The 24,881-nt window shown below is 62.2% G+C and carries 29 protein-coding genes and 1 other RNA gene; 10 read left to right on the plus strand and 20 right to left on the minus strand.

Annotated elements, in window-relative coordinates; genetic code table 11:
* On the plus strand, positions 1-196 hold a 196-nt coding region (locus EN893_RS00550; RefSeq protein WP_128361372.1), incomplete at its 5' end, for an anthrone oxygenase family protein.
* Positions 197-217: 21 nt separating this feature from the next.
* The gene (locus EN893_RS00555; protein WP_127269209.1) at positions 218-367 is read left to right on the plus strand and encodes a hypothetical protein; all 150 of its coding nucleotides are present in this window, start codon (positions 218-220) and stop codon (positions 365-367) included.
* 18 nt (positions 368-385) lie between these two features.
* On the opposite strand, the gene EN893_RS00560 is transcribed toward EN893_RS00555, so the two are convergent.
* The 3 genes from EN893_RS00560 to EN893_RS00570 all read right to left on the minus strand — a co-directional run bounded on the left by EN893_RS00560 (position 386) and on the right by EN893_RS00570 (position 2,007).
* A complete protein-coding gene (locus EN893_RS00560) occupies positions 386-724 on the minus strand; it encodes a SelT/SelW/SelH family protein (RefSeq protein WP_127269210.1) in 339 nt (112 codons plus the stop codon).
* Positions 721-1,470: a YebC/PmpR family DNA-binding transcriptional regulator gene (locus EN893_RS00565; protein WP_023811824.1), complete on the minus strand. Its 750-nt coding sequence runs from the start codon at positions 1,468-1,470 to the stop codon at positions 721-723. The genes EN893_RS00560 and EN893_RS00565 overlap by 4 nt, the downstream gene beginning before the upstream one ends.
* A gap of 213 nt (positions 1,471-1,683) precedes the next feature.
* On the minus strand, positions 1,684-2,007 hold the full coding sequence (locus tag EN893_RS00570) for a helix-turn-helix domain-containing protein (protein WP_127269211.1): 324 nt from the start codon (positions 2,005-2,007) through the stop codon (positions 1,684-1,686).
* Positions 2,008-2,059: 52 nt separating this feature from the next.
* On the opposite strand from EN893_RS00570, the gene EN893_RS00575 reads away from it, so the two are divergent.
* From EN893_RS00575 to EN893_RS00590, 4 genes are read left to right on the plus strand one after another with little or no spacing between them, the layout of a single operon-like run.
* A complete protein-coding gene (locus EN893_RS00575; protein WP_127269212.1) occupies positions 2,060-2,542 on the plus strand; it encodes an SRPBCC domain-containing protein in 483 nt (160 codons plus the stop codon).
* A 28-nt stretch (positions 2,543-2,570) separates the two neighbouring features.
* Complete coding sequence (locus EN893_RS00580) at positions 2,571-2,963, plus strand: VOC family protein (RefSeq protein WP_127269213.1); 393 nt, start codon at positions 2,571-2,573, stop codon at positions 2,961-2,963.
* A 49-nt stretch (positions 2,964-3,012) separates the two neighbouring features.
* Positions 3,013-3,375, plus strand: coding sequence for a hypothetical protein (locus EN893_RS00585; protein ID WP_127269214.1), 363 nt, complete (start codon positions 3,013-3,015; stop codon positions 3,373-3,375).
* 26 nt (positions 3,376-3,401) lie between these two features.
* Positions 3,402-3,869 carry an SRPBCC family protein gene (locus EN893_RS00590; RefSeq protein ID WP_127269215.1) on the plus strand — a complete coding sequence of 156 codons (468 nt, stop codon included), beginning with the start codon at positions 3,402-3,404 and terminating at the stop codon, positions 3,867-3,869.
* Positions 3,870-3,885: 16 nt separating this feature from the next.
* On the opposite strand, the gene EN893_RS00595 is transcribed toward EN893_RS00590, so the two are convergent.
* From EN893_RS00595 to ssrS, 4 genes are all read right to left on the minus strand, one after another.
* Positions 3,886-4,647, minus strand: a complete 762-nt coding sequence (locus EN893_RS00595) for a TerC family protein (RefSeq protein WP_127269216.1) — start codon at positions 4,645-4,647, stop codon at positions 3,886-3,888.
* A 74-nt stretch (positions 4,648-4,721) separates the two neighbouring features.
* Positions 4,722-5,546, minus strand: coding sequence for a YmdB family metallophosphoesterase (locus EN893_RS00600; RefSeq protein WP_127270387.1), 825 nt, complete (start codon positions 5,544-5,546; stop codon positions 4,722-4,724).
* A gap of 69 nt (positions 5,547-5,615) precedes the next feature.
* Positions 5,616-6,203: a 5-formyltetrahydrofolate cyclo-ligase gene (locus EN893_RS00605; RefSeq protein WP_127270386.1), complete on the minus strand. Its 588-nt coding sequence runs from the start codon at positions 6,201-6,203 to the stop codon at positions 5,616-5,618.
* A 95-nt stretch (positions 6,204-6,298) separates the two neighbouring features.
* Positions 6,299-6,454, minus strand: a non-coding RNA gene (ssrS, locus tag EN893_RS00610) — 6S RNA.
* 147 nt (positions 6,455-6,601) lie between these two features.
* On the opposite strand from ssrS, the gene EN893_RS00615 reads away from it, so the two are divergent.
* The 4 genes from EN893_RS00615 (at position 6,602) to msrB (ending at position 9,928) form a co-directional block, all read left to right on the plus strand.
* A complete protein-coding gene (locus EN893_RS00615; RefSeq protein WP_023811813.1) occupies positions 6,602-7,441 on the plus strand; it encodes a MoxR family ATPase in 840 nt (279 codons plus the stop codon).
* Positions 7,442-7,527: 86 nt separating this feature from the next.
* On the plus strand, positions 7,528-7,974 hold the full coding sequence (locus EN893_RS00620) for a GNAT family N-acetyltransferase (protein ID WP_127270385.1): 447 nt from the start codon (positions 7,528-7,530) through the stop codon (positions 7,972-7,974).
* Between the two features lie 7 nt (positions 7,975-7,981).
* Positions 7,982-9,172, plus strand: a complete 1,191-nt coding sequence (locus tag EN893_RS00625) for a VWA domain-containing protein (protein ID WP_127270384.1) — start codon at positions 7,982-7,984, stop codon at positions 9,170-9,172.
* Positions 9,173-9,523: 351 nt separating this feature from the next.
* Positions 9,524-9,928, plus strand: coding sequence for a peptide-methionine (R)-S-oxide reductase MsrB (gene msrB, locus EN893_RS00630; RefSeq protein WP_127270383.1), 405 nt, complete (start codon positions 9,524-9,526; stop codon positions 9,926-9,928).
* Between the two features lie 86 nt (positions 9,929-10,014).
* On the opposite strand, the gene EN893_RS00635 is transcribed toward msrB, so the two are convergent.
* From EN893_RS00635 to EN893_RS00695, 13 genes are all read right to left on the minus strand, one after another.
* Positions 10,015-10,326, minus strand: a complete 312-nt coding sequence (locus EN893_RS00635; protein WP_127270382.1) for a hypothetical protein — start codon at positions 10,324-10,326, stop codon at positions 10,015-10,017.
* A 7-nt stretch (positions 10,327-10,333) separates the two neighbouring features.
* Positions 10,334-10,774 carry a hypothetical protein gene (locus EN893_RS00640; RefSeq protein ID WP_127270381.1) on the minus strand — a complete coding sequence of 147 codons (441 nt, stop codon included), beginning with the start codon at positions 10,772-10,774 and terminating at the stop codon, positions 10,334-10,336.
* A gap of 175 nt (positions 10,775-10,949) precedes the next feature.
* Entirely contained in the window at positions 10,950-11,210 is a 261-nt protein-coding gene (locus tag EN893_RS00645; protein ID WP_013529099.1) for a DUF2312 domain-containing protein, read from the minus strand.
* A 156-nt stretch (positions 11,211-11,366) separates the two neighbouring features.
* Complete coding sequence (gene pyc / locus EN893_RS00650; protein ID WP_127270380.1) at positions 11,367-14,825, minus strand: pyruvate carboxylase; 3,459 nt, start codon at positions 14,823-14,825, stop codon at positions 11,367-11,369.
* 284 nt (positions 14,826-15,109) lie between these two features.
* Complete coding sequence (locus EN893_RS00655) at positions 15,110-16,228, minus strand: branched-chain amino acid ABC transporter substrate-binding protein (protein WP_027037229.1); 1,119 nt, start codon at positions 16,226-16,228, stop codon at positions 15,110-15,112.
* Positions 16,229-16,365: 137 nt separating this feature from the next.
* The gene (locus tag EN893_RS00660; protein ID WP_023811804.1) at positions 16,366-16,713 is read right to left on the minus strand and encodes a DUF6867 family protein; all 348 of its coding nucleotides are present in this window, start codon (positions 16,711-16,713) and stop codon (positions 16,366-16,368) included.
* Between the two features lie 112 nt (positions 16,714-16,825).
* A complete protein-coding gene (locus EN893_RS00665; RefSeq protein ID WP_128361373.1) occupies positions 16,826-17,554 on the minus strand; it encodes an ABC transporter ATP-binding protein in 729 nt (242 codons plus the stop codon).
* Positions 17,554-19,122 carry an ABC transporter ATP-binding protein gene (locus EN893_RS00670; RefSeq protein ID WP_127267455.1) on the minus strand — a complete coding sequence of 523 codons (1,569 nt, stop codon included), beginning with the start codon at positions 19,120-19,122 and terminating at the stop codon, positions 17,554-17,556. The genes EN893_RS00665 and EN893_RS00670 overlap by 1 nt, the downstream gene beginning before the upstream one ends.
* Complete coding sequence (gene livM / locus EN893_RS00675; protein ID WP_127267456.1) at positions 19,122-20,717, minus strand: high-affinity branched-chain amino acid ABC transporter permease LivM; 1,596 nt, start codon at positions 20,715-20,717, stop codon at positions 19,122-19,124. Before livM ends, EN893_RS00670 begins: the two co-directional genes overlap by 1 nt.
* Positions 20,718-20,721: 4 nt before the next feature.
* Positions 20,722-21,624 carry a branched-chain amino acid ABC transporter permease LivH gene (locus EN893_RS00680; RefSeq protein ID WP_127267457.1) on the minus strand — a complete coding sequence of 301 codons (903 nt, stop codon included), beginning with the start codon at positions 21,622-21,624 and terminating at the stop codon, positions 20,722-20,724.
* Positions 21,625-21,958: 334 nt separating this feature from the next.
* On the minus strand, positions 21,959-22,960 hold the full coding sequence (locus tag EN893_RS00685; RefSeq protein WP_127267458.1) for a 4-hydroxyproline epimerase: 1,002 nt from the start codon (positions 22,958-22,960) through the stop codon (positions 21,959-21,961).
* A 31-nt stretch (positions 22,961-22,991) separates the two neighbouring features.
* Positions 22,992-24,242, minus strand: coding sequence for an FAD-dependent oxidoreductase (locus EN893_RS00690; protein WP_164748659.1), 1,251 nt, complete (start codon positions 24,240-24,242; stop codon positions 22,992-22,994).
* A gap of 60 nt (positions 24,243-24,302) precedes the next feature.
* Positions 24,303-24,881 (minus strand): dihydrodipicolinate synthase family protein (locus EN893_RS00695; RefSeq protein ID WP_164900682.1); only part of this gene is annotated, 579 nt, incomplete at its 5' end.

Here is a 24,881-nt window from a genome sequence, read left to right on the forward strand (position 1 = left end):
GTATCTCATCGGCATCGTGGTGGTGACGATGATCTTCAACGTCCCGCTGAACGATGCGCTCGCCGCCGTCGATCCGGCCAGCAGCAATGGCGCAAGCCTGTGGTCGCGCTACCTCAATGAATGGGTGATGTGGAACCATGTCCGCACCATCAGCGGCATAGCCGCGCTGGCATCCTTCTGGTTCGCCACGCGTTGACGACGATGGATGGAGCGACCGATGAAGGATCAATACGCAAATATGGCCTTCGGCATGGCCATCGGAGTTGGTGTCGGTGCCGCGATCGGCACCGCTCTGGATGATCTGCCGATGGGCGTTGCCGTGGGTATTGCGATTGGCGCCGCCGTCGGTGCGTGGCGACGCAAGTGACGGCAGCGCTCGCGACCCCTATGCCTTTGTCTTCCGATCGGAATGGCCGAGGTCGCGGTCCGGATCAATGACATCGCGGACCAGTTGCTTCAGTTTGGCCGCGTCCGGAAAGCCGCCGTCGCGCTTGCGATCCCAGACAAGCACGTCATTGCAGGAAATGGTGAAGATGCCGCCGGTGCCGGGCACCAGCGTCACTTCGCCAAGGTCCGTGCCGAAGGTCGACAGCAGCTCCTGCGCCATCCAGCCGGCGCGCAGCAGCCACTGACACTGCGTGCAATAGGTGATGCGGATGACCGGCAACGGCTTTTCGCTCGTGGCGGGTATAGCTCCGCTCATTTCGGACTGAGCTTCGCTCATGCCGCGCTGAGCTTGGCCATGGTCTCGTCGTCGACTTCGAAGTTGGCGTAGACGCTCTGCACGTCGTCGTCATCCTCGAGCGTGGCGACCAGCTTCATCAGCGACTGTGCCCGCTCCTCATCGACCGGAACGTTGTTTTGCGGCCGCCAGATCGGCTTGACCGATTCAGCCTCGCCGAGCGCGCCTTCCAGCGCCTTCGACACTTCGCCCATGTTCTCAAAGCCGCAATAGATGGTGTGGCCTTCCTCGTCGGACTCGACATCATCGGCGCCGGCTTCGATCGCCGCATCCATGATCTTGTCGGCGCTGCCGGCCGATGCCGGATAGTAGATCTCGCCGGCACGGTCCCACATGAACGACACCGAGCCGGTTTCGCCCATCGCGCCGCCGGCCTTGGTGAAGGCAGCACGCACATTGGATGCCGAACGGTTGCGGTTGTCGGTCAGCGCCTCGACAATGACGGCGACGCCGCCCGGGCCATAGCCCTCATAGCGCACGGCTTCGTAGTTCTCGGCATCGCCCATCGAGGCCTTGTTGACGGCGCGCTGGATGTTGTCCTTCGGCATCGACACCGCCTTGGCGTTCTGAATCGCCAGCCGCAAGCGAGGGTTCATCGATGGATCGGGCGTCCCGCTTTTGGCGGCGACGGTGATTTCGCGCGCCAGCTTGGAAAACATTTTCGACCGCACCGCATCCTGGCGGCCCTTGCGGTGCATGATGTTCTTGAACTGTGAATGGCCAGCCATGGCACCCCTGTCGTCTTCTCGGCTAGAGCATCCCGAAGCGAAGTGATCTGACCTCGTCTTCCGCAATGCCCGAATTCAAAATTTCAGAGCGTCCCAGGTGCAACTCGTGGAAGCACGGCGTTCTCTGTCGGAATGGCCGGCTTATAGATAAATCGGCTCAATTCGTCCAGCCGCACCACGCACGGGACGCGCGACATGGGCTGCTGCAAGCGTTCACGCCTCGAGGTCCGACTTCAGCCGGTCGATGATGCTGAGGGCATGCCCGGCATACTGGCTGATCCACCGGTCGTGGATCTGCTTGATCGGCAGCGCGTTGAGATGGTTCCAGCGCTCGCGGCCGTCGCGCCGCGCAACGATCAGGTCGGCCTCCTCCAATACCTTGAGATGCAGCATCACGGTGCAGCGATCGATGTCGGGAAAGGCCTCGCACAGCATGCCGGTCGTCTTCGGCGCGTCCTTCAGCTGATCCAGCATTTCACGCCGGCGCGGATGCGCCAGCGCCTTGAAAACATTGTCGTCTTGCGATTGGGTTGACATGTTATGTTTTTATAACATATTGTCGGGCCGATCAAGGGAAGGAGTTGTGGATATGTCACTTGGATTCAGTGTTTCCGGACGCATCGGCAAGCCGGTCGCCGACGTCTTCGACGCGGTCGTCAATCCGAAGAAACTGAGCGGCTATTTCACCACGATCGGCGGCGCCAGCGCCCCGCTGGAAGCTGGCGCCGGCGTCGTCTGGTGGGGCAAGGTGCCGGTCGAGGTCGACGAAGTGGTCAAGGACAGCCGCATCGTGCTGCGCTGGGATGCCACCGACGCCGACGGCAAACCCGCCTACAAGACCCGCATCGAGATGAATTTCGAGCCGCTCGACGATGGCGGCACCTTCGTCACCATCGCCGAGAGCGGTTGGCAGGAAGGCGCGGTCGGCCTGAAGAAGTCCTACCTCAATTGCGAGGGCTGGTCGCAGATGCTGGCCTGCATGAAGGCCTATGTCGAATACGGCATCAATTTGCGCGACGGCTACTATCGCAGCGAGATGAGGGGCGAACCCGCCAACGAGACCAATATCTGAGCGACTATGGGGAGGATGGAGATCCGCAATGAAGAAAGTAACGCCATTCCTGATGTTCGAGGGCAAGGCCGAAGAGGCAATGACCCTCTATTGCGAGACCATTCCCGGCAGCAGCGTGCTTGACGTCACGAATTACGGCCCCGGCGAAGACGGCCCGCAAGGAACGGTCAAGCTGGCGCGGGTGTCGATCGCTGGGCTGGAAGTCATGGTCTTCAACAGCCCCGTGCACCACGCCTTCACGTTCACGCCATCGGTCTCGCTCTATGTGGACTGTTCCTCAGAAGAAGAGCTGAACCGGATTGTCGAGACACTGGGCGAGGACGGCGCGTTCCTGATGCCACCGGACAATTACGGCTTCAGCCGCCGTTTCGCATGGCTCAACGACAGGTTCGGGGTCTCCTGGCAGATAAATCTCGCATGACCAGCCTGAGCAAAGGCGACAACAGCCGAACACGACAACGGAGCCAGCTATGACCACGAAAATCACCGGCGGCATCAACATCGCCATGAAGGTACCGCCGCACCAATATGAGGCGACGATCGCCTTCTACCGCGACGTCGTCGGCCTGAAGCCGTTCACAGACAAAGCACCGGCCATCGGCTTCGAGCTTGGCCCCAACCGCCTGTGGATCGATGAGGCGCCGATGATGAGCCAGGCCGAGGTGTGGCTGGAGCTGTTCACCAAGGATTTCCCCATGGCTGCGGATCATTTCGCCAAGGCCGGTGTTGTGCGTTGCGACGCCATTGAGCCCTTGGGCGAGGGCTTCCGCGGCGGCTGGATCACCAACCCTGCCAACATTATTCACATGCTGCGCGAACCGGACGCCTGGTGAGCGCCGAATCCCGAAAGGAGCATCCGATGGACATCCGCGAAAAACCATTCGCCGAAGCCGGCATGCTGATCCGGCGGCCTGTCGCCGATGTATTCGAGGCCATCGTCGATCCGGCCATAACCACGAAATTCTGGTTCACCCATGGCAGCGGCCGGCTGGACAGCGGCAAGCAGGTCCTCTGGGAGTGGCGCATGTACGGCGTCTCGACGACGGTCGACGTCAGCGAGATCGTCGCGAATGAAAAGATCGTCATGCAATGGAGCGATCCGCCAACCACCGTGGTCTGGACATTCACCGAAATGCCTGGCGAGACGACCTTTCTCGAGGTTCGCAATTTTGGCTTCGCCGGGGATGGCGACGAGCAGGTGAAAGAGGCCGTCGGCTCAACCGGCGGCTTCACGCTGGTGCTGGCCGGCGCCAAGGCGTGGCTGGAACAGGGCCTGACGCTCGGCCTGATCGGCGACCGTCACCCGAAGGGCGTGCCAGGACATTAGGTATTCTGGGTCTGCCTCAATGCCCGCCGCCCGACTTCTTACGTCGCCGCGCCAGCATGTTGAGCCCCTCGACCAATGCCGAAAAGCCCATCGCCGCATAGATGTAGCCCTTGGGCACATGGTAGCCCATGCCGTCTGCGATCAGCGTCATGCCGATCATCAGAAGGAAGCCCAGCGCCAGCATGACGATGCTCGGGTTCTTGGCGATGAAGTTGGCCAGCGGCCCGGCCGCCAGCATCATCACGGTGACCGCGACGATCACGGCGATGTACATGATGGCGATCTCGTCGGTCATGCCGACGGCGGTGATGATCGAATCGATCGAGAAGACCAGGTCGAGCAGCAGGATCTGGAAGATCGCGCCGGCAAGGCTGATCTGCAGCGTCTCGCCCATCATCGTATCCTTGTGGTCGTCGGGATCGACGGTGTGATGGATCTCCTTGGTCGCCTTCCAGACCAGGAACAGGCCGCCGGCGATCAGGATCAGGTCGCGCCAGGAAAAACCGTGACCGAAGGCCGTGAACACCGGCGTGGTAAGCTGGACGATGATCGAAATGGTGGCCAGCAGCACCAGCCGCATGATCAGGGCCGCCGAGATGCCGAGCCGGCGGGCACGGGCCCGTTGTGCTTCCGGCAGCTTGTTGGTCAGGATCGAGATGAAGATCAGATTGTCGATGCCGAGCACGACCTCGAGCACAATCAGCGTCAGCAGCGCGACCCAAGCCGTCGGGTCGGAAACAAATTGAAAATGCGGCGCCAGGAATTCGATGAGCTGCATGGAGGTCGTCCCCTCTTTCAACGATCTAGAGCAGTGTCGCCGGCAGTTAGGTATTAAGCGTGCCTATATCAATGTCACGACCAGAAGGACGGTGCGGTTTCCTCCAGCCGTGGCCCGCGACGAAACGGCGCAATCCGCTCGGTCAGCCCTGTGCGGTCTGAAATATCGACGCCGACGCCGCACAAAGTCGCCGGTCCGGTCGCCGCCTCGAAGCGGCCTTTCGGCACCTTCGACAGGAACCGGTTGAGCGGCTCCTCCTTGTCCATGCCGAGCGAGGAATCATAGTCGCCGCACATGCCGGCGTCGGACATATAGCCGGTACCGCCGTTGAGGATCTGGTGATCGCCCGTCGGCTGGTGGGTGTGGGTGCCGATGACGAGGCTGGCGCGGCCGTCGACGAAATGCGCGAAGCACATCTTTTCCGAGGTCGCCTCGGCGTGGAAGTCGATAATCACGGCATCCGCCTGCTCGCCGAGCGGACAGGCGGCAAGCTCGCGTTCGCCGGCCTGGAACGGATCGTCGAGCTCGGGATGCATGAACACCCGGCCCATGATGTTGGCGACCAGCACGCGCGCGCCGCTCCTGGCGATATAGACACCGGAGCCGCGCCCGGGCGTGCCCTTGGGAAAGTTGGAGGGACGCAGGAAGCGCTCTTCGCGCGGCGCGAAGGCCAGCGCATCACGCTGGTCCCAGACATGGTTGCCGGTGGTGACGACATCGGCACCGGCCGCGATCGTCTCGCGAAAGATGTCTTCGGTGATGCCGAAGCCGCCGGCGGCGTTCTCGCCGTTGACGATGACGAAATCGAGTTTGAAGTCGGAGATCAGTCCGGGCAGCTGTTCCCACACCGCCGTGCGTCCTGTCTTTCCAACCATGTCACCGAGGAAGAGAAGTCTCATATGATCCCGCACCGAAGGTCAGCGAAAGCTGCATGACGCCAGTGAAGATCATGCGTCCCTTGTACTTATCTACAATTTTGGCGCGAAGCGGCGCAACCCGCTCTCGGTGAGTATTTCCGCAATGACGACGTCATGTTCCTCATCCGGCACCATTGCCACCTCCTGGCAGTCGAAGGCGATGCCGACCAGCCGCGGCGGCTCTCCCTTGTCGATCAGCTTGGCGATGGCGCGGTCGTAATAGCCGGCACCATAGCCGATGCGATGGCCGCGTGCATCGAAAGCGGCAAGCGGCACCAGCATCACAGAGGGGTCGAGCACCTCGGCTTCCTCGTGAGGGCCGACCGTGCCGAAACCCATCTCGACCATCGGCGCGCCGCGCACCAGTTCGCGAAAGACAATGGTGGTCTTGTCGAGAATGGCCGGCAGGCAAAGCCGCGCGCCCTTTTCGCGCAAGGCAAACATCAGCGGCCTGACGTCGACTTCCGAACGCATCGGCCAGAAGCCGGAAACGATCTGGCCCGGCTCGACATGGAGGTGATCGCGCGCCGTCTCCGCCATTTCAAGCGCGACCTCCACTCGCCAGAATTCATCGAGCGCATCGCGGCGTCCGAGGGCCTCACGGCGAAGCTGCTTTTTCAGGTCTTTGAGAGAGGTCATTCAGCCAGGGTAGAAAAGGTCAGATCTGGATGGAGTTTTGGGAGCGACGTTTTCCACCGCAATCATCCACCGAAATGCGGACGCGTGGCAATAAGTGACGATCCACACAACCGGTGGAGAGAGCGATCCCGGGAACCTACAAAGTAGGTGGGCGCCGTATGAGAAAACCCACGGGTCTTCCCAGGGACAGCTCCCTAAGGATCGTTAAGGCCCCGGGGAAAATGTTCTCCTGCCGGGAAGCACAGACCGTCCCGCCCAATATAGGCTGCCGGCCGGCTAAACGCCAGTGAGACGGGCATATGTTTCCATCAGGTTCAAGCCCATTCGTCGCGGCCGGCGCACCCTTGCACAGGGTGAGCCGCGTCCTTACGGTTGCCATGACCAACCGAGGAGCAAGAATGCGTTTCGAAGGCACGGCGGCCTATGTCGCCGACAAGGATCTGATGGTGGCCGTCAACGCGGCGATCGCGCTGGAGCGGCCCTTGCTGGTCAAGGGCGAGCCAGGCACCGGCAAGACGGAGCTGGCCCGCCAGGTGGCGTCAGCACTTGGCCTCGACCTCATCGAATGGCACGTCAAGTCGACGACGCGGGCGCAGCAGGGCCTGTACGAATATGACGCCGTCTCGCGGCTGCGCGACAGCCAGCTTGGCGACGAGCGCTTCAACGACATCAGGAACTACATCAAGCGCGGCAAACTCTGGGAGGCGTTCGCCGCCGGCAGGAAGGTCGTGCTTTTGATCGACGAGATCGACAAGGCCGACATCGAATTCCCCAACGACCTCCTGCAGGAACTCGATCGGATGGAGTTCTTCGTCTACGAGACCGGCGAAACCATCCGCGCCGCCGTCAGGCCGATCGTCATCATCACCTCCAACAACGAGAAGGAGTTGCCGGACGCGTTCCTGCGCCGCTGCTTCTTCCACTACATCCGCTTTCCCGACGTCGATACGCTGCACAGAATCGTCGATGTCCACTATCCCGGCATCAAGCAGAACCTGGTGCGAGCGGCGCTGACCCAGTTCTACGAAATCCGCGACGTGCCCGGCTTGAAGAAGAAGCCGTCGACCTCCGAGGCGCTCGACTGGATAAGGCTGCTGGTCGCCGACGATATCGCGCCGGAAGATCTGCGCGCCGATCCGAAGAACGCCCTGCCCAAGCTGCATGGCGCATTGCTGAAGAACGAGCAGGACGTGCATTTGTTCGAGCGGCTGGCGTTCATGGCACGAAGGCAGCAATAGGTCAGCAGCAGCGCTTTCCCTTCTGTGGACCGTTGCCCGCAGCCGAACAGGCAGGCAGCCTCGGCCAAACCTTCAGAGGAGATGACATGTCTGAGATTATCGTCCGCCCGCTCGCGCAGTCCGACCACGCCGATTGGCGGCGGCTGTGGACCGACTACCTCACCTTCTATGAGACGAAGCTGCCGGAAGAGGTCTATGCCGTCACCTGGAAGCGGCTTTTCACCGAAGGTGAGTTCGAGCCGAAAGGCTTCATCGCCACGCTGGACGGCAAGGCGGTTGGGCTCACCCACTATCTCTACCACCGCTCAGGCTGGTCGGAAAAAAACAACTGCTATCTGCAGGACCTGTTCGCCGACCCTGACGTGCGCGGCAAGGGCATCGGCGCTGCGCTGATCGAGGCGGTGAGACAGGAAGCCGAAAAAGTCGGCGTCAAGAACGTCTACTGGATGACGCACGAGACCAACACCACCGCGCGCAAACTCTACGACCACGTTGCGCGCCGCACCGGCTTCATCGAGTATGATTTGCTGTAGATAGACAATGTTCATCCCCTTTTTCCTCGAACTGAAGGCCGCGCGTGTTCCCGTTTCGCTCAGGGAATATCTGTCGCTGCTGGAGGGGCTGGAAGCCGGGCTGGTCGACTACGACGTCGAAGGCTTTTATTACCTCGCCCGTGCGGCGCTGGTGAAGGACGAGCGCCACATCGACCGCTTCGACCAGGTGTTTGCCCATGTCTTCAAGGGCATCGAAGCACTGGGCGGGCCGGATGCCGTCGATGTCGCCAATATCCCTGAGGAATGGTTGCGCCGCCTCACCGAAAAGCACCTGAGCGATGAAGAGAAAAAACTGGTCGAGGCGCTGGGCGGTTTCGAGAAACTGATGGAAACCTTGAAGCAGCGGCTGCAGGAGCAAAAAGGCCGCCACCAGGGCGGCTCGAAATGGATCGGCACCGGCGGCACCTCGCCTTTCGGCGCCTATGGCTACAATCCCGAAGGTGTGCGTATCGGCCAGCATGAAAGCCGCAACCGCCACGCGGTGAAGGTGTGGGACAGACGTGAGTTCAGGAATTTCGACGATGCCGTCGAACTCGGCACCCGCAACATCAAGATCGCGCTGAAGCGCTTGCGTCGCTGGGTGCGCGAAGGCGCCGAGGAGGAATTCGACCTGCCCGGCACCATCCACGCCACCGCCGAACATGGCTATCTCGACGTGCAGACGCGGCCCGAACGGCGCAACGCGGTGAAGCTTTTGATGTTCTTCGATGTCGGCGGCTCGATGGACGACCACATCAAGAGCGTCGAGGAGCTGTTCTCGGCTGCCCGCGCCGAATTCCGCCAGCTCGAATATTTTTATTTCCACAACTGCCTCTATGAGGGCGTGTGGAAGGACAATCGCCGCAGGCATGCCGAGGTGATTCCGACCTTCGACCTCATCCATAAATACGGTCCGGACTACAAGGTGATCGTCGTCGGCGACGCCTCGATGAGCCCTTACGAGATCGCTCACCCCGGCGGTTCGGTCGAGCACTGGAATCCGGAGGCAGGCAGCGTCTGGCTCGGCCGCCTGCTGCAGCAATGGCCGAACGCGGTATGGCTGAACCCCGAAGACCCCAAGAACTGGGGCTACACCCATTCGATTGCGATGATCCGCGACATCTTCGGCGGCCGCATGTTCCCGCTGACGCTGGCCGGGCTCGAAGGCGCGACCAAGCAGCTTTCAAGGAAGCATTAGTTGTCAGAGGTGCGGAACCATCACCTCAGAGACCATCAATCGTGAAAGTTGGCGCCGCCCCTCACTGTCCTGCCGGACATCTCTCCCCGTAAACGGGGCGAGAGGGCCTGGCCGCAACGCCGGCGCCTTTCTTGCAACGCTGACAATTGGCGAAATCGCGGACGACAGGGCCCCTCGCCCCGTTTACGGGGAGAGGATGCCGGCAGGCAGGTGAGGGGCGGCGCAGACGCCTGAAGAAGGGGGAATTCAACCTTGGAACGTCAGACACTGGGCAGTCGTGTAACAAATGCCTATCTTGACGCGAATATCCGGTTGCAATCAACAACGAGCCGGCAAGGCTGAGGAGATCACATGGACACCCATACCTACCCTGTAACTCGCACCGACGCCGAATGGCGCGCCCGGCTGACGCCGGAGCAGTATGCCGTCATGCGCGGTCACGGCACCGAACGGCCGGGAAGCTGCGCCTTGCTCTACGAGAAGCGCGCCGGCACCTTTTCCTGCGCCGGCTGCGACCAGCCCTTGTTCGAATCCAAGCTGAAGTTCGAGAGCGGCACCGGCTGGCCGAGCTTCAACGACCCGGTGCCGGGCTCGGTCGAAAACACCGTCGACCGCAGCTACGGCATGGTTCGCACCGAATGTCATTGCGCCCGCTGCGGCAGCCATCTCGGCCATGTCTTCGAGGACGGCCCGCCGCCGACCGGCCTGCGCTATTGCATCAACGGGGTGGCGCTGAAATTCGAGCCTTCGGCCTGAGCCATCCGGGTTCGACACTATTATGAAAGGGCGGCATCTGTCGCCCTTTTCGTTTAAGTATCCGTTGCCCCCCTCTGGGCAGACGATCAGACCACGATCATCGCCACCAGCCACAGCGTAGCGCCCAGCGTCATCATCCAGGCCTTGGCACCGGGTATCTTTTCGGTGGTCCGCCACACCGCCAAGGTTAGGAACAGGCTGTAGGGCACCGACGCGAAATGCACTGCCAGCACAAGCCCGAGCGGCAACTTCAATCCGAGCAGAACGAGCGCCAGCACCGATGCGGCGATGCTGACCGCGGTGCCGACGAGGACAAGGTCGCGCCAGAACAGCCGGTCGAGCGGCACCTGGCCTTGCCAGCGTGAGCGGAAAAAGGAGCCGATACCTTCTGGCAACACCGGATGTCTATCCCTGCCCCAGGACTTCGGTTACCGCGCGCTCGATACGCGAGCATTCGGTCACCAGCCAGTCGGCCATGGCTGGCCAGTTGTCCTCGGCATAGCAGTTCACCCGCCACATCGAATTGATGCCAAGACCCTCGCAACTCTGTTCCGGCCTGAGCTTCAGCCTGGCCTCGATATCGGGCTGGAATGGCTTCAACCGCGACCACGCCTGCGTGGCGCCGAACTTCTCGTTGCGACCGAAGAAGACGCCGACCTGGCTCTGCGCCGGCGCGACATACATGGAAAGAACCAAGGCGAAGTCGGGCAGCCCGCGCTGCCAGAACCAGGGTCCGCGCCTCGCCATCAGAGCCCTTTCTTCGGGATGCCGCTCGGCGAACAGCGTCCAGAAGCCGCGCTGGCGGAATTCAGAGGCGCGGCGGGCGCCGAAGTCGAATTCGCTCATGGCTCGATGCTCGCTTCGGCATCATGCTCGGCCCGAGACTGTTTCGAAATTCGCTCTGGCGAGTCATATGGTGGTGGTTTCGAGAACCGGAGCGGAGCGTACTTAAAGTACGCGAGCACCGGAAGCGCAGAAAACGCCAACAGATGGCCGCCAGAGTAGAATTTCCAGACAGTCTCTACACCATACCGAGTGCGGCCTTGTACAGATCGAGGATGGTTTCCTCTTCCTGACGCTCGGCCTGGTCCTTCTTGCGCAGCCGGATGATCGTGCGCATCGCCTTGGTGTCGAAGCCGGTGCCCTTGGCCTCGGCGAACACTTCCTTGATGTCGTCGGAAATCGTCTTCTTCTCTTCCTCGAGCCGCTCTATGCGCTCGATGAAGGCACGCAGCTGGCCGGCGGCAACAGTCTGGCTGGTATCGGTGATATCGTCGGCCATATTTTTCTCCAAAAGCATCGGCTCCGCGACTCGCGGACGACTGCGGCAAAATTTGAGCCGGTTCGATGCCCGACCGGCGGCGGCGGGTCAAGCCGTTATCGACCAAGCCACAAGGGGCTGCCGCCAGAAGCCGACAGCCAGTCCGTTTTGCGAACTCTAATTGAAAGCGATCAGCAGATCCTTGGCATCGATCTGGTCGCCTGCCTTGACCAGCACCTCGGCGACCGTGCCGTCGCGCTCGGCATGCAGCGCCGTCTCCATCTTCATCGCTTCGATGGAAAGCAGCACGTCACCGGCCTTCACAGCCTGGCCGGCAGCCACCGAAAGCGCCGAGACGACGCCCGGCATCGGTGCGCCGACATGCGCCTCGTTGCCGGGTTCGGCCTTGCGGCGGGCCTTGGCGGCGGACGCGCCATGCGCCCGGTCGGGCACCTTGACACGACGCGGCTGGCCGTTGAGCTCGAAGAACACGGTGACCATGCCCTTCTCGTCGACATCGCCGATGGCCAGGCAGCGCACCACCAGCGTCTTGCCCTTCTCGATGTCGACGAAGATCTCGTCTTCCGGCTTCATGCCGTAGAAATAGGTCGGCGTCGGCAGGACGCTGACCGGCCCATAGGTTTCCTGCGCGCCGGCGAAATCCGTGAACACCTTCGGATACATCAGCCACGAGGCGAATTCGAACTCCGACAGCTTGCGCTCGAGCTTCTCCTCGATTTCCTTGCGGTTGGCCTTGAGGTCGGCTGGCTTGAGCAGTGAGCCGGGCCGCACCGTGATCGGCTTGTCGCCCTTCAGCGCCTTCCTCTGCAGCGCCGTCGGCCACCCGCCTGGCGACTGGCCAAGATCGCCGCGCAGCATCGAGACGACCGAGTCCGGAAAGGCGATATCCTTGTCCGGGTTTTCGACATCGGCAACGGTCAGGTCCTGGCTGACCATCATCAATGCCATGTCGCCGACGACCTTGGAGGACGGCGTCACCTTGACGATGTCGCCGAACATCAGATTGACGTCGTGATAGGTCTGCGCCACCTCGTGCCAGCGCGTCTCCAGTCCGAGCGAGCGCGCCTGTTCCTTCAGATTGGTGAACTGCCCGCCCGGCATCTCGTGCAGATAGACTTCCGAGGCCGGCCCCTTGAGGTCGCTTTCAAAGGCGGCGTACTGGTTGCGCACCGCTTCCCAGTAGAACGAGATTTTCCTGATCCATTGCGGGTCGAGACCGGGGTCGCGTTCGGTGCCCTTCAGCGCCTCGACGAGCGAGCCAAGGCATGGCTGCGAGGTGTTGCCGGAGAAAGCATCCATCGCCGCGTCTATGGCGTCGACGCCGCTTTCCACCGCCGCCAGCACCGTCGCCGCCGACAGGCCCGACGTGTCGTGGGTGTGGAAATGGATCGGCAGGTCGGTCGCCTCGCGCAGCTCCTTGAACAGCACGCGTGCCGCCGCCGGCTTCAACAGTCCGGCCATGTCCTTGACGGCAATGATGTGGGCGCCGGCCGCCTGCAATTCCCTGGCCAGGCCGACATAGTATTTGAGGTCGTATTTCGCCCGCGCCGGATCGAGGATGTCGCCGGTATAGCAGATCGCCGCTTCGATCAGCTTGCCCTCGGCGCCGACCGCATCCATGGCGACGCGCATGTTGTCGACCCAGTTCAGGCAATCGAAGACCCGGAACAGGTCGATGCCACCGCTTGCTGCCTGCTTGACGAAATGCTGCACGACATTGTCGGGATAGTTGGTGTAGCCGACGCCATTGGCGCCGCGCAGCAGCATCTGCAACAGCAGATTGGGCGCCGCCTCGCGCACCAGCGACAGCCGCTCCCACGGATCCTCGGTGAGGAACCGCATGGCGACGTCGAAGGTGGCGCCGCCCCAGCATTCCAGCGATAGAAGCTGCGGCAAGGCACGCGCATAGGTACCGGCGATGCCGGCAATGTCATGCGTGCGCATGCGGGTGGCGAGCAACGACTGATGGCCATCGCGCATCGTCGTGTCGGTGACCAGCACCTCTTTCTGGTCGCGCATCCAGGCGGCGAACTTCTCCGGCCCGAGCACATCCAGCTTCTGCTTGCTGCCGCCGGGCACATTGCCGTTGAGGTAAGGCACCACGGGTGCGGCCGCATCGGCCTTCGGCTGCGGCCGGCCGCGCGTCTCGGGATGGCCGTTGACGCTGACGTCGGCGAGATAGTTGATGAGCTTGGTGGCGCGGTCCTGGCGCTTGACCTGCTGGAACAGTTCCGGCGTCGTGTCGATGAACTTGGTCGTGTAGGAATTGTCGGCGAAGCTCGGGTGGTTGATAATCGCTTCGAGGAAGGTCAGGTTGGTGGCGACGCCGCGGATGCGGAACTCGCGCAGCGCCCGGTTCATGCGGGCGATGGTCTCGGCCGGCGTCGGCGCCCACGCCGTCACCTTCTCCAGCAGCGGATCGTAGAAGCGGGTGATGACAGCGCCCGAATAGGCGGTGCCGCCATCGAGGCGGATGCCGAAGCCTGTTGCGCCGCGATAGGCGGTGATGCGGCCGTAGTCGGGGATGAAATTGTGTTCGGGATCTTCCGTGGTGATGCGGCACTGCAGCGCGTGGCCGTTCAGCCTTATGTCCTTCTGCGCCGGCACGCCTGATTCCGGTGTGCCGATGGCAAAGCCGTCGAGGATGTGGATCTGCGCCTTGACGATATCGATGCCGGTCACCTGCTCGGTGACGGTGTGCTCGACCTGGATGCGCGGATTGACCTCGATGAAATAGAATTTGCCGGTGTCGGCATCCTGCAGGAACTCGACCGTGCCGGCGCCGATATAACTGGTCTCGCGGGCGATCTTCAGCGCATGGCCGCAAAGCTCCTCGCGCTGCGACATTTCGAGATAGGGCGCCGGCGCCCGCTCGACGACCTTCTGGTTGCGGCGCTGGATCGAACAGTCGCGCTCGAACAGGTGCACCGCATTGCCACGGGTGTCGCCCAGCACCTGCACCTCGACATGGCGGGCGCGTTCGATCAGCTTTTCAAGATAGACCTCGTCCTTGCCGAAGGCGGCTTTCGCCTCGCGCTTGCCCTCGGTGACTTCACGGGCAAGGTCGGCTTCGGCGCGGATGGCGCGCATGCCGCGGCCGCCGCCGCCCCATGACGCCTTCAGCATCACCGGATAGCCGATTCCCTTGGCCAGTTTCTTGACCGCCTCCATGTCATCCGGCAACGGATCGGTGGCGGGGATCACCGGCACCCCGACCTCGATGGCGAGATTGCGCGCCGCGACCTTGTTGCCGAGCCGCCGCATTGTGTCCGGCTTCGGCCCGATGAAGGTAATGCCGGCTTCGGCACAGGCGTCGGCGAATTCGGGACTTTCCGACAACAATCCGTAGCCGGGATGAATAGCATCGGCACCCGACAGCCTGGCGACGCGGATCACCTCCTCGATCGACAGATAGCTTTCGATCGGCCCCATGTCCCGGGTCAGATGCGGCCCGCGTCCGACCTGGTAGCTCTCGTCGGCCTTGAAGCGATGCAGGGAGTATTTGTCTTCCTCGGCCCAGATCGCCACGGTTTTGAGGCCGAGTTCGTTGGCCGCGCGAAAAACGCGAATGGCGATTTCGGACCGGTTGGCGACGAGGATCTTCGTGATGGCCAAGGACTGGGCTCCAGCAACGGAAGGAAGAGAAATCGGCGCAATGATTAGCGTGAAAATGCTGCAGTGCAAACAAAATTGACGTGCGTTTAAACCGATTGAAATGGAATCATTGCGCCAGAAGCCCTTCGCATTCATCCGAACAGCAAGAAAAGCGCCGGCTTTGCAGTTAGCGCACGATCATTCACCGGCTAAGAACCCGGCTCTATCGGCCGCCCCCCGTGATGGCAAAAGAAAATGCCCGGCGCGAGCGCCGGGCATCGTAGATGGTCTGGAGACTGACGAGCTTACATCTTCTGGATGTAGGTGTACTTGCCGTCGTCGCCCTTCTTCCATTCGTACATGACGTAGCCGGGCAGCGTCGGGTCGCCCTTGGCGTCATAGGACAGGTCGCCGAGCACGGTCTTGAACGGGCCGTTTTCATGCAGCGCCTTGGCAACTGCCTGCGGATCGTTCGACTTGGCAGCGGTGGCTGCCGCGGCGATCGCCTGCATGGCTGCGTAGGAGTAGAGCGTGTAGGCTTCCGGTTCGAAACCCTGCGCGCGGAACTTCTCGACGAGTTCCTTGTTGGCGGGGATCAGGCGCGGATCCGGACCGAACGTGTTGAGCGTGCCCGCAACCGCGTCGCCCGCGATCGAAGCCAACTCGTTCGACACGATGCCGTCGCCGGAGACCAGCGTCGCCTTGAGGCCCTGGTCGGCGGCCTGGCGGATGATCAGGCCGGCTTCGGTGTGCAGGCCGCCCCAATAGATGATGGAAACGCCGGCTTCCTTCATCTTGGCGATCAGCGCCGAGAAGTCCTTGTCGCCGACATTGATGCCTTCGTACATGACTTCCGTCAGGCCCTTGGCATTCATCGCCTTCTTGGTTTCGTCGGCAAGGCCCTGACCGTAGGTGGTCTTGTCGTGCACGACGGCGATCTTGGCATCCTTGAAGTTGGCGGCCAGATAAGCGCCGGCAATGCTGCCCTGCTGGTCATCGCGTCCGCAGGTGCGGAACACGTTCCACAGGCCGCGTTCGGTGAACTGCGGGTTGGTTGCGGCCGGCGTCACTTCGACGATGCCGTTCTCGGCATAGACTTCCGAGGCCGGGATCGAGACGCCGGAGTTGAAGTGACCGACCACGAACTTGACGCCGTCGCCGACGAACTTGTTGGCGACCGAGATGCCCTGCTTCGGATCGGAAACGTCGTCGCCGACTTCGAGCTTGATCTGCTCGCCATTGATGCCGCCAGCCGCATTGATGTCGGCGACAGCAGCTTCGGCACCCTTCTGCAACTGCGCGCCGAAGGCGGCATTCGGACCGGTGATCGGGCCAGCGACGCCGACCATTACGTCAGCCCACGCGGCACCGCCGAACGCGACGAGCGCGGTCAGGGCGACGGCGGACAAAAGTGACTTTTTCATTTAAACGCTCCCATTAACGGAGTGGGCGTGGATGAAGCTTTCATGCGATGCCCACCCTTATCGCAGAAAGCATAGTTTGCCGATTTTCAGGCACTTGTCACGCCGATTCAATTTCGAGACGGCGTTAATGATGAACGTCAACCTTTCGGTTTCCAGCTCAAGAGTGAAGCTCTTTCGTAGAGCCAATTATACTGTGTCACCATCTGGTTGGTGCGCGTGTATTGGTAGCCGACGAAGCCGAGGATCATCAGCACGATGGTGTCGACGACATAATAGTGCAGCGAGAACATGGTGCCGCCGAACAGCGCGTGATGGATGAAGCGGATCGCGATGCCGAGGCCCAGCATATAGGCGAACAGCTGGATGAAGCTGCGCCACGTCTGAGCACTGGCCTTGCCCGTCATCCACGCCGCCCAGCCGCCGAGCAGACAGGTGACGAAGAAGAACTGCCAGATCGAGGGTTCCTCGTAAAGAATGCCCTGCATGGTGAAGTCTCCTTAGCACGACCCCGAAAAGTTGCGGACTTTCCGGACTAAGATCATGCGACAAACAAACAATCTGGAGCGGAATGGCGGATGCACGCATTCCGCTCCGAACTCAGTGGTGTCCGCCTTCGAGATAGGCGGCGCGCACTTCCGGATTGGCGAGCAGTTCCTTGCCGGTGCCGCTCATCGTCACATTGCCATTGACCATGACGTAGCCGCGCGTGGCGAGCTTGAGCGCGCCGAAGGCGTTCTGCTCGACCAGGAACACGGTCAGCCCTTGGGTGCGGCTCAGTTCGCGGATGGCGTCGAATATCTGCTTGACGATCAGCGGCGCGAGACCCAGCGACGGCTCGTCGAGCAAAAGCAGCTTCGGCCGTGCCATCAGCGCGCGTCCGATCGACAGCATCTGCTGCTCACCGCCCGACAGCGTGCCGCCGCGCTGGGTGATGCGCTCTTTCAAACGCGGGAACAGCGTGAACACCTTCTCGACGTCCTCGTCATAGTGCTTGAGGTTGTCGAGGCTGGCGCCCATCTGCAGGTTTTCCATCACCGTCATGCGCGGAAATATCCGCCGGCCCTCGGGCGACTGGGCAATGCGCATGCGCGCGATCTCGTGCGTCGGCATCTGGGTGATGTCGGTGCCGGCAAAGGTGATGGTGCCGGCGCGAGCCCGCGGCGCGCCGAAAATAGTCATCATCAGCGTCGACTTGCCGGCGCCGTTGGCACCGATCAGCGCCACGATCTCACCTTGGTTGACGGTGACATCGACGCCGTTCAGCGCCCGGATGTTGCCGTAATAGGTCTGCACGCCCTTGATATCGAGCAGTGTTGTCGCGGCCATCACTTGCCCCCTCCGCGCTTGCCCGCCACGGGCTTGGCAGCGGTCTTGCTCCCGGTCTTTCCGGTGGCTGCCTTTGCAGTCTTTGCGGAAGCATGGCTTGTCGCCACCTTGCCCGCATCGACGCGGCGCGAGAATTCCGTGTCCTTGCCCTGGCCGAGCAGCCTGGCCTGTTTGACCCATTCCTCGCGCGCGATACGTCCGTCAAAGGCGAGATAGGCTTCGGCGGCCTCGACGTCGGCCTTTTTCCAGGCGCCGATCTGGTCGAAATGGAAGATGCCGTGATCGTTGAGCTTCTTCTCGTTGACCGTGCCGATGCCCTTGATGCGGGTCAAATTATCGGCCTTGCCGCCGCGAGGTGCCGCCAGCCGGTTGGAGATCTCTCCAGCCTTTGCCGGGGCCTTGGCTGCCGGCTTGGCCGACGCGGTCGACGTCGCCGCCGCGCCGGTTGCCGCCTTTGAAGCCGCTTTCGGAGCAGGCTTTGCCTTCGCTGCCGGCACGGCTGCCAGCGAGGCTGCCTTGTTTGCCGCGGCGAGCGACCTGGCGTCAACCTGACCGGCCTTTGACGCTCCCTTGGCCACCGTAACCCGCTCGCCCGAACTATGGCCGACCGTGTCGGTCACCGGCCCGGCGAGATAGGACGACGATGTTCCCGGACCATGCGCGGCATCCGGCCCTGTATCGAGCTGTTCGATGACATCTTCGTCGCCGACTTCGGTAAGGACCGCTTCGACTTCCTCGTCGTCGACGCCGAGATAGGCGGCGATGACGCGCGGGTCGGTGCGCACCGACTGCGGACTGCCGTCGGAGATCTTCCGGCCGTACTCCAGCACCACGACATGGTCGGAGATCTGCATGACCACCGACATGTCGTGCTCGATCAACAGGATCGAGGTACCGGATGTGTTCTTGATGTCGATCAGCAGCTCGTTCAGCGCCGCCGATTCCTTCGGATTGAGGCCGGCCGCCGGCTCGTCGAGGCACAGAAGCTCGGGTCCCGTGCACATGGCGCGAGCGATCTCGAGGCGGCGCTGCGCGCCATAGGGCAGGTCGCCGGCCGGGTCGTCGGCACGGTCGACAAGATCGGCCTTTTCCAGCCAATGCTTGGCGAGTTCCACCGATTCGGCCGAGGCCTTGCGATAGCCGCTGAAGCCGAAAAGGCCGAGGACCGTGTAGCCCGATGCCTTCATCAGTTTGTTGTGCTGGGCGACCAGCAGGTTCTCCAGCAGGGTCATGCCGGAGAACAGCCGAATGTTCTGGAAGGTGCGCGCCACCTTGGCGCGCGCCGGGATTTCATGGTTGGGCAGCCGCTCGAGCAGGAAGGTCGAACCATCGTTCCGGTTGAGCGTGATCATGCCTTCCGACGGCTTGTAAAAGCCGGTGATGCAGTTGAACACCGTGGTCTTGCCGGCGCCGTTGGGGCCGATCAGCGCGGTGATCTCGCCGCGCTTGGCGGCGAAAGACAGATCGCCGATGGCCACCAGGCCACCGAACTTCATCGACAGATGATCGACCTGCAGGATAGCGTCGTTCGCGCCTGAATTGGCCTTCTGAACAGGGTTCGCATTCATCAGCCGTGTCCTTCCTTGGTGAAGGAGCTTGAGACAGCCTTTCGCTCCTTCAGGAAGGCGGTTGGTTCACGACTGCCGACGAAGCCGCGCGGCTTCCACAGCATGACGATGACCATGGCCATGCCGAACAGAAGCATGCGGTAGAGTTCCGGTGTGAAGTCGGGCCCGAAGACCTGCTTGAGGAAGTCGAGTTCGCGCAATGCCTCGGTGCCGCCGATCATCACCATTGCGGCGACCGCGATGCCGACCAGCGAACCCATGCCGCCGAGAACGACGATGGCCAGGATGATGGCCGATTCCAGGAAGACGAAGGATTCCGGGCTGACGAAGCCCTGCCGTGCGGCGAAGAACGCGCCGGCGAAGCCGCCGAACATCGCACCCGTGGCGAAGGCTGTGAGCTTCGTGGTGGTGGTGTTGATACCGAGCGAGCGGCAGGCGATCTCGTCCTCCCGCAACGCTTCCCAGGCACGGCCGACCGGCATGCGCCGCAGCCGGATGGTGACGAAGGCTGTCAGCAGCGCCAGCGCCAGGATCAGGTAATAGAGGAAGATCTTGTAGTAGGCGCTCGAGGTCGCGAGATTCAGCACCTTGGCGATGTAATTGGGGTCCGACACGTTGAAGGTCATCAGGCCGAAGAAGGTGACCTTCGGGATGCCGGAAATACCGGCCGAACCGTTGGTGACCTCGCGCCAGTTGATCAGCACCAGGCGGATGATCTCACCGAAAGCCAAGGTGACGATCGCCAGATAGTCGCCGCGCAGGCGCAGCACCGGGAAGCCGAGCAGCACGCCCCAGAAGGCGGCCATGGCGCCGGCGGCCGGCAAAAGGATCCAGAACGACAGGCCGTACTGCGTGCCGAGCAGCGCATAGGCATAGGCGCCGACCGCGTAGAAGGCGACATAACCGAGGTCGAGCAGGCCGGCGAGGCCGACGACGATGTTCAGGCCCCAGGCCAGCATCACATAGATCAGGATCTGGATGCCGAAATTGTCGACCCATTTCAGCGAGCCTTGCAGCCCGCCGACGAACGACCAGGACATCAGCGACAGGATCGCCACCACCAGGATCGGATAGAGGATCAGCGCGGCAATGCCGAGTTTGGTGAAGTTGGCGTGAATGAAACCGCGGAAGTAATAGATCACGCAGGCCAGCACGTAGATGATTGCCAGGGCGCGCAGGAACTGCAGATAGCCGGCCGGCACGGCTCCCACCCATCCGACGAGAGAGCTGTTGACCGCAAACAACACCACCGCCGCGACCAAGGCCACGATGAAGGCCGGCAACTGGAAGAAACGCGACGCCACGCTGGCCGGCAGCAGACCGGTGGCGATGTCGGTGATCTTCTGGTTGGCGAGGAAGGGCTGGCCATAAGCGACATAGAGGAAGCGCCCGATGGCCGTGGCGATCACCACGGCGGCAAGCAGGCCCCAGCGCGTCGTCAGGACCAGTTCGTTAGAAATGTTCTGGCCGGTCTTCAGGCCGATGAACAGCACGAACAGGCCAAACGATATGGCAGCGGCATAAAGTGACTCGCGCAACGCGCGCTGCATAGGCGTGGCGACGGTGTCGCGCTCCGGAGATACGGTGACGGCCATGGTCTCAGACCTTTTCGACTTCTGGCCGGCCCAATATGCCGGAAGGCAGGAAGATCAGCACGATGGCCAGGATCGAGAACGCCGCGACGTCCTTGTAGTCGATCGAGAAATATGCCGACCACATGCTCTCGATGAAGCCGATCATCAGCCCGCCGAGCACAGCACCCGGCAACGAACCAATGCCGCCCAGCACCGCCGCCGTGAAGGCCTTCACGCCCGGCGTGAAGCCATCCGAGAAGGCAATGACGCCGTAATACATCAGGAACAAAGTGCCGGCGACCGCGGCAAGGGCCGCACCCATGATGAAGGTGATCGAGATCGTGCGGTCGACATCGATGCCGAGCAGCGCCGCCATCTTGCGGTCCTGCTCACAGGCCCGTTGCGCTCGCCCGAGCGAGGTCTTGTTGACCAGATACCAGAACAGCGCCAGCAGCAGCGCCGTGACGACGACGATGATGATCTGCTTCAGCGACACGCTGATGCCGTTGATGTTGTAAACCTGGCTGACCATCGGCGGGATCGGCTTGTTGCGGGGACCCTGCGTCACCTGGACGAAGTTCGACAGCGCGATCGACATGCCGATGGCGGTGATCAGCGGGGCCAGTCGGAACGAACCGCGCAGCGGCCGGTACGCGACTTTTTCAATCGTCCAGTTGTAGAGGCTGGTGAGCAGCATCGCCACGATCATCATGACCAGCAGCGCCAGCACAACCGGCACTGAATAGAACAGCGCGCCAAGGGCGAGGAAGACGATCAGTGCTGTGAAGGCACCCACCATGAAGATGTCGCCATGGGCGAAATTGATCATGCCGATGATGCCGTAGACCATCGTGTAGCCGATCGCGATCAGCCCATAGATCGATCCCAGCGTCAGCCCGTTGATAAGCTGCTGGACAAAGTACTGCATGTGTACATGGCTCCCCTGGAATGTCGCCCATGCAGACGCATTCCTTTTCGTATTTCCCCTAGTCGTAAAGTTTCGAGCCCGGATTGCAACGTCATTTTTCAATCGTCATGCGTGTTTTCGAAGCACGCTGTCCGATTGCCCGTTTTCCATCATCCGGCCCCTGGACTATCGCGGACCCTACCATTGGCATAACGCAATGTCTTTGACGATTCGACTGCATCATGCGCTCCGTTTCGAAGAAATCGCCGTCAAAATTAGGTGATGAAAGGAATCCTTGCGTTTTTGGCACGATCCGTTTTTCAAGCCCTCGCTTTCCGCAAGGTCAGGATTCCCATCACTTGACAACAAATCCATGCGCGAACGGGTCGCGGTCGTCGATGAAGATGGTGTTCAGTCCGGTCATCCGCGCCCAGCCGCCGATAGAGGGAATGATGGCCGGTTTGCCGGCCACGGTGACATCTTTTTCGACCTTGCCCTTGAACAGCGAACCGATGATCGATTCATGGACGAAGCTGTCGCCGGCCTTGAGTTTGCCCTTGGCATGAAGCTGCGCCATGCGCGCCGAGGTGCCGGTGCCGCAGGGCGAGCGGTCGATCGCCTTGTCGCCGTAGAACACGGCATTGCGGGCATCCGCCCCATCCACCGTCGGAGCACCGGTCCACAGCATGTGCGACAGCCGGTTGATGCCCGGGTTCTCAGGATGGACGAAGGAATATTTCTCGTTGAGCCGCTGGCGCACCACCGGGCTCCAGGCGATGAAGTCGCCCGCCGAATAATCGGCCATGTCGCGATAGTTCTTCTGCGGTTCGACGATGGCGTAGAAGTTGCCGCCATAGGCGACGTCGACGGTGATTTCGCCGAGCCAAGGGCATTCAATTGTCAGCCCCTCGGCATGGAGGAAGGACGGCACATTGGTGATGCGCACCTCCTCGACATAGTCGCCGACCTGTTTGTATTCAGCGATGACAAGTCCGGCCGGCGTGTCGAGCCGAAGCACGCCCGGCGTCTTCGGCTTGATCAGACCGTGCTCGATCGCCATCGTCACCGTGCCGATGGTGCCATGGCCGCACATCGGCAGGCAGCCGGAGGTTTCGATGAACAGGATGGCGATGTCGCAATCCTCGCGCGTCGGCGGATAGAGGATCGAACCGGACATCACGTCGTGGCCGCGCGGCTCGAACATCAGGCCGGTGCGGATCCAGTCATACTCGGCCAGAAAATGCGCACGCCGCTCCATCATCGTCGCGCCCTGCAGCAGCGGGCCGCCCCCAGCGACCAGCCGCACCGGATTGCCGCAGGTGTGGCCGTCTATGCAGAAGAAGGATTTCTTGGCCATGACGCTCCTCGAAAATCAAAACCCGAAAATATCAAAATCGTTGCGGACTGAAGGGGGCCAGTTCGATCGGTGGAGTCTGCCCCAGGACAAGATCCCTGATCAACCGTCCGGTGGCCGCCGCCTGGGTCAGGCCGAGATGGCCATGGCCGAAGGCATAGACCACCGACCGCCTTCCCGGCGCGCCGCCGATGACGGGCACTGAATCCGGCAGCGAGGGGCGGAACCCCATCCATTCGCGCCCACCCGAGGGATCGAGCCCCGGCAGGAATTTCTGCGCCTTCTGCAGCAGCGCCTTAGACCTGGCATAATTGGGCCGCCGCTCGATGCCGCCGAGTTCGACGGCGCCACCGACACGCAGGCCCGTTGCGAGCGGCGTGACGACGAAGCCATGGCCGGAGAAGATCAGCATCCGCTTCACGTCGAAGGCACTCGTCGGCAACGTAGTGTTATAGCCGCGCTCGGTCTCCAGCGGAATGCGATCGCCGAGTTGCTTCGCCAGCAGATGCGACCATGCGCCTGCTGCGACGACGAGGTGTCGCGCCTGTCTGGTCGTGCCGTCTGCCAATGTCAGCGTCGCACCATCCTGATCCGCCGCGACTTGGCCGATCCGGGCCATCTCAAAGCGGGCACCCTTGCTTTGTGCGTAGGCCCACACCGCCTTGCCCAGCAGTTTCGGGTCGGCGACCGTCTTCCATCCCGGCACGAACGTGCCTTTGATGAAGCGCGGCGACAGCCCCGGCTGCAAGGCGGCCAGCTCCTCGCCCTCGACATGGCGGAAACCGATGCCGAAACGCTCACGCGCCGCCCAGCCGGGCAGCCCGGCCTGGAACTCGGCTTCGCTTTCATAGAGCTCGAGCGAGCCATCCTCGCGCAGCATCGACCGCGTGCCGGAGCGATCGAGCAGGCCCATCCACTCCGCCTCGGCGAGCTTCATCATGCCCGCCTGAGCAGCAAGGCTCACCTCGTATTTTCCCAGCGCACCGGCGCGCCAGAAGCGGACCAGCCAGGGCAGAAGCTTCGGCAGATAGGCGGGCGGAATGCTGAGCGGGCCAAGCGGATCGGCCAGCCATTTCGGCAGCTGCCGGATCATGCCCTTGTGGGCCAGCGGCAGCACATCGGAAAAGGCAAAGGCGGCGGCGTTGCCGGAGCTCGTCTCCTCGCAAATGCCTGTGCGGTCGAAGACGGTGACCCGGCGTCCGGCCTCGGCGAGAGACGCAGCGGCACAGATGCCGATGATGCCGCCACCGATGATGGCGATGTCGATTGGAACATCGCTATTCATCGTTGTACGTCACCCCCTGCATGCATGTCCCAGTCTCCGCCCCGCTCGCTTCATACCAGCTCAGAACTGCGGCAGCTTCGGCCGCACGGCGAGCGCATCCTTGACGATCTTCTCGACAGCCTTGCGGCGCTCGCCAGACAGCGGCTGCCGCGGCATGCGAACGCGGTCATTTGTGTTGATCGCGAACACTTCGGCAAGCTTGATGTTTTGGACCAGGTAAGTCGAGACATCGAGATCGAGCAGCGGCCGGAACCAGCGGTAGATGGCGAGCGCCTCCTCGCGGCGGCCCTGCTTCATCAGCTGGAAGATGGCGACGGTCTCGCGCGGGAAGGCTGTGACCAGTCCCGCCACCCAGCCGATGGCGCCGACCGAGAGCGCCTCGAAGGCCAGATTGTCGACGCCGGTGAACAGGTCGTAGCGAGTGCCCAGGCGATTGATGATCTCGGTCGAACGACGGATGTCGTCGGAGGATTCCTTGATCGCGACAAAGCGCTTGTCCGACGCTAGCTCCTCCATCTGGTCGACGGTGACGTCGACGCGGTAGGCAAGCCGGTTGGAGTAGATCATGACCGGCAGGTCGCCCGCCTGCGCGACCGCGCGCAGCGCCGCGACCGTCTCTTCCGCATTGGTGTGGTAGAT

The organism is Mesorhizobium sp. M7A.F.Ca.CA.004.04.2.1, from assembly GCF_004022825.1.
Classification (GTDB): Bacteria; Pseudomonadota; Alphaproteobacteria; order Rhizobiales; family Rhizobiaceae; genus Mesorhizobium.

Coding starts and splice junctions, on each gene's coding strand:
- EN893_RS00555 (WP_127269209.1), top strand. CDS start 218: ATGAAGGATCAATACGCAAATATGGCCTTCGGCATGGCCATCGGAGTT.
- EN893_RS00560 (WP_127269210.1), bottom strand. CDS start 724: ATGAGCGAAGCTCAGTCCGAAATGAGCGGAGCTATACCCGCCACGAGC.
- EN893_RS00565 (WP_023811824.1), bottom strand. CDS start 1,470: ATGGCTGGCCATTCACAGTTCAAGAACATCATGCACCGCAAGGGCCGC.
- EN893_RS00570 (WP_127269211.1), bottom strand. CDS start 2,007: ATGTCAACCCAATCGCAAGACGACAATGTTTTCAAGGCGCTGGCGCAT.
- EN893_RS00575 (WP_127269212.1), top strand. CDS start 2,060: ATGTCACTTGGATTCAGTGTTTCCGGACGCATCGGCAAGCCGGTCGCC.
- EN893_RS00580 (WP_127269213.1), top strand. CDS start 2,571: ATGAAGAAAGTAACGCCATTCCTGATGTTCGAGGGCAAGGCCGAAGAG.
- EN893_RS00585 (WP_127269214.1), top strand. CDS start 3,013: ATGACCACGAAAATCACCGGCGGCATCAACATCGCCATGAAGGTACCG.
- EN893_RS00590 (WP_127269215.1), top strand. CDS start 3,402: ATGGACATCCGCGAAAAACCATTCGCCGAAGCCGGCATGCTGATCCGG.
- EN893_RS00595 (WP_127269216.1), bottom strand. CDS start 4,647: ATGCAGCTCATCGAATTCCTGGCGCCGCATTTTCAATTTGTTTCCGAC.
- EN893_RS00600 (WP_127270387.1), bottom strand. CDS start 5,546: ATGAGACTTCTCTTCCTCGGTGACATGGTTGGAAAGACAGGACGCACG.
- EN893_RS00605 (WP_127270386.1), bottom strand. CDS start 6,203: ATGACCTCTCTCAAAGACCTGAAAAAGCAGCTTCGCCGTGAGGCCCTC.
- EN893_RS00615 (WP_023811813.1), top strand. CDS start 6,602: ATGCGTTTCGAAGGCACGGCGGCCTATGTCGCCGACAAGGATCTGATG.
- EN893_RS00620 (WP_127270385.1), top strand. CDS start 7,528: ATGTCTGAGATTATCGTCCGCCCGCTCGCGCAGTCCGACCACGCCGAT.
- EN893_RS00625 (WP_127270384.1), top strand. CDS start 7,982: ATGTTCATCCCCTTTTTCCTCGAACTGAAGGCCGCGCGTGTTCCCGTT.
- msrB (WP_127270383.1), top strand. CDS start 9,524: ATGGACACCCATACCTACCCTGTAACTCGCACCGACGCCGAATGGCGC.
- EN893_RS00640 (WP_127270381.1), bottom strand. CDS start 10,774: ATGAGCGAATTCGACTTCGGCGCCCGCCGCGCCTCTGAATTCCGCCAG.
- EN893_RS00645 (WP_013529099.1), bottom strand. CDS start 11,210: ATGGCCGACGATATCACCGATACCAGCCAGACTGTTGCCGCCGGCCAG.
- EN893_RS00655 (WP_027037229.1), bottom strand. CDS start 16,228: ATGAAAAAGTCACTTTTGTCCGCCGTCGCCCTGACCGCGCTCGTCGCG.
- EN893_RS00660 (WP_023811804.1), bottom strand. CDS start 16,713: ATGCAGGGCATTCTTTACGAGGAACCCTCGATCTGGCAGTTCTTCTTC.
- EN893_RS00665 (WP_128361373.1), bottom strand. CDS start 17,554: ATGGCCGCGACAACACTGCTCGATATCAAGGGCGTGCAGACCTATTAC.
- EN893_RS00670 (WP_127267455.1), bottom strand. CDS start 19,122: ATGAATGCGAACCCTGTTCAGAAGGCCAATTCAGGCGCGAACGACGCT.
- livM (WP_127267456.1), bottom strand. CDS start 20,717: ATGGCCGTCACCGTATCTCCGGAGCGCGACACCGTCGCCACGCCTATG.
- EN893_RS00680 (WP_127267457.1), bottom strand. CDS start 21,624: ATGCAGTACTTTGTCCAGCAGCTTATCAACGGGCTGACGCTGGGATCG.
- EN893_RS00685 (WP_127267458.1), bottom strand. CDS start 22,960: ATGGCCAAGAAATCCTTCTTCTGCATAGACGGCCACACCTGCGGCAAT.
- EN893_RS00690 (WP_164748659.1), bottom strand. CDS start 24,242: ATGAATAGCGATGTTCCAATCGACATCGCCATCATCGGTGGCGGCATC.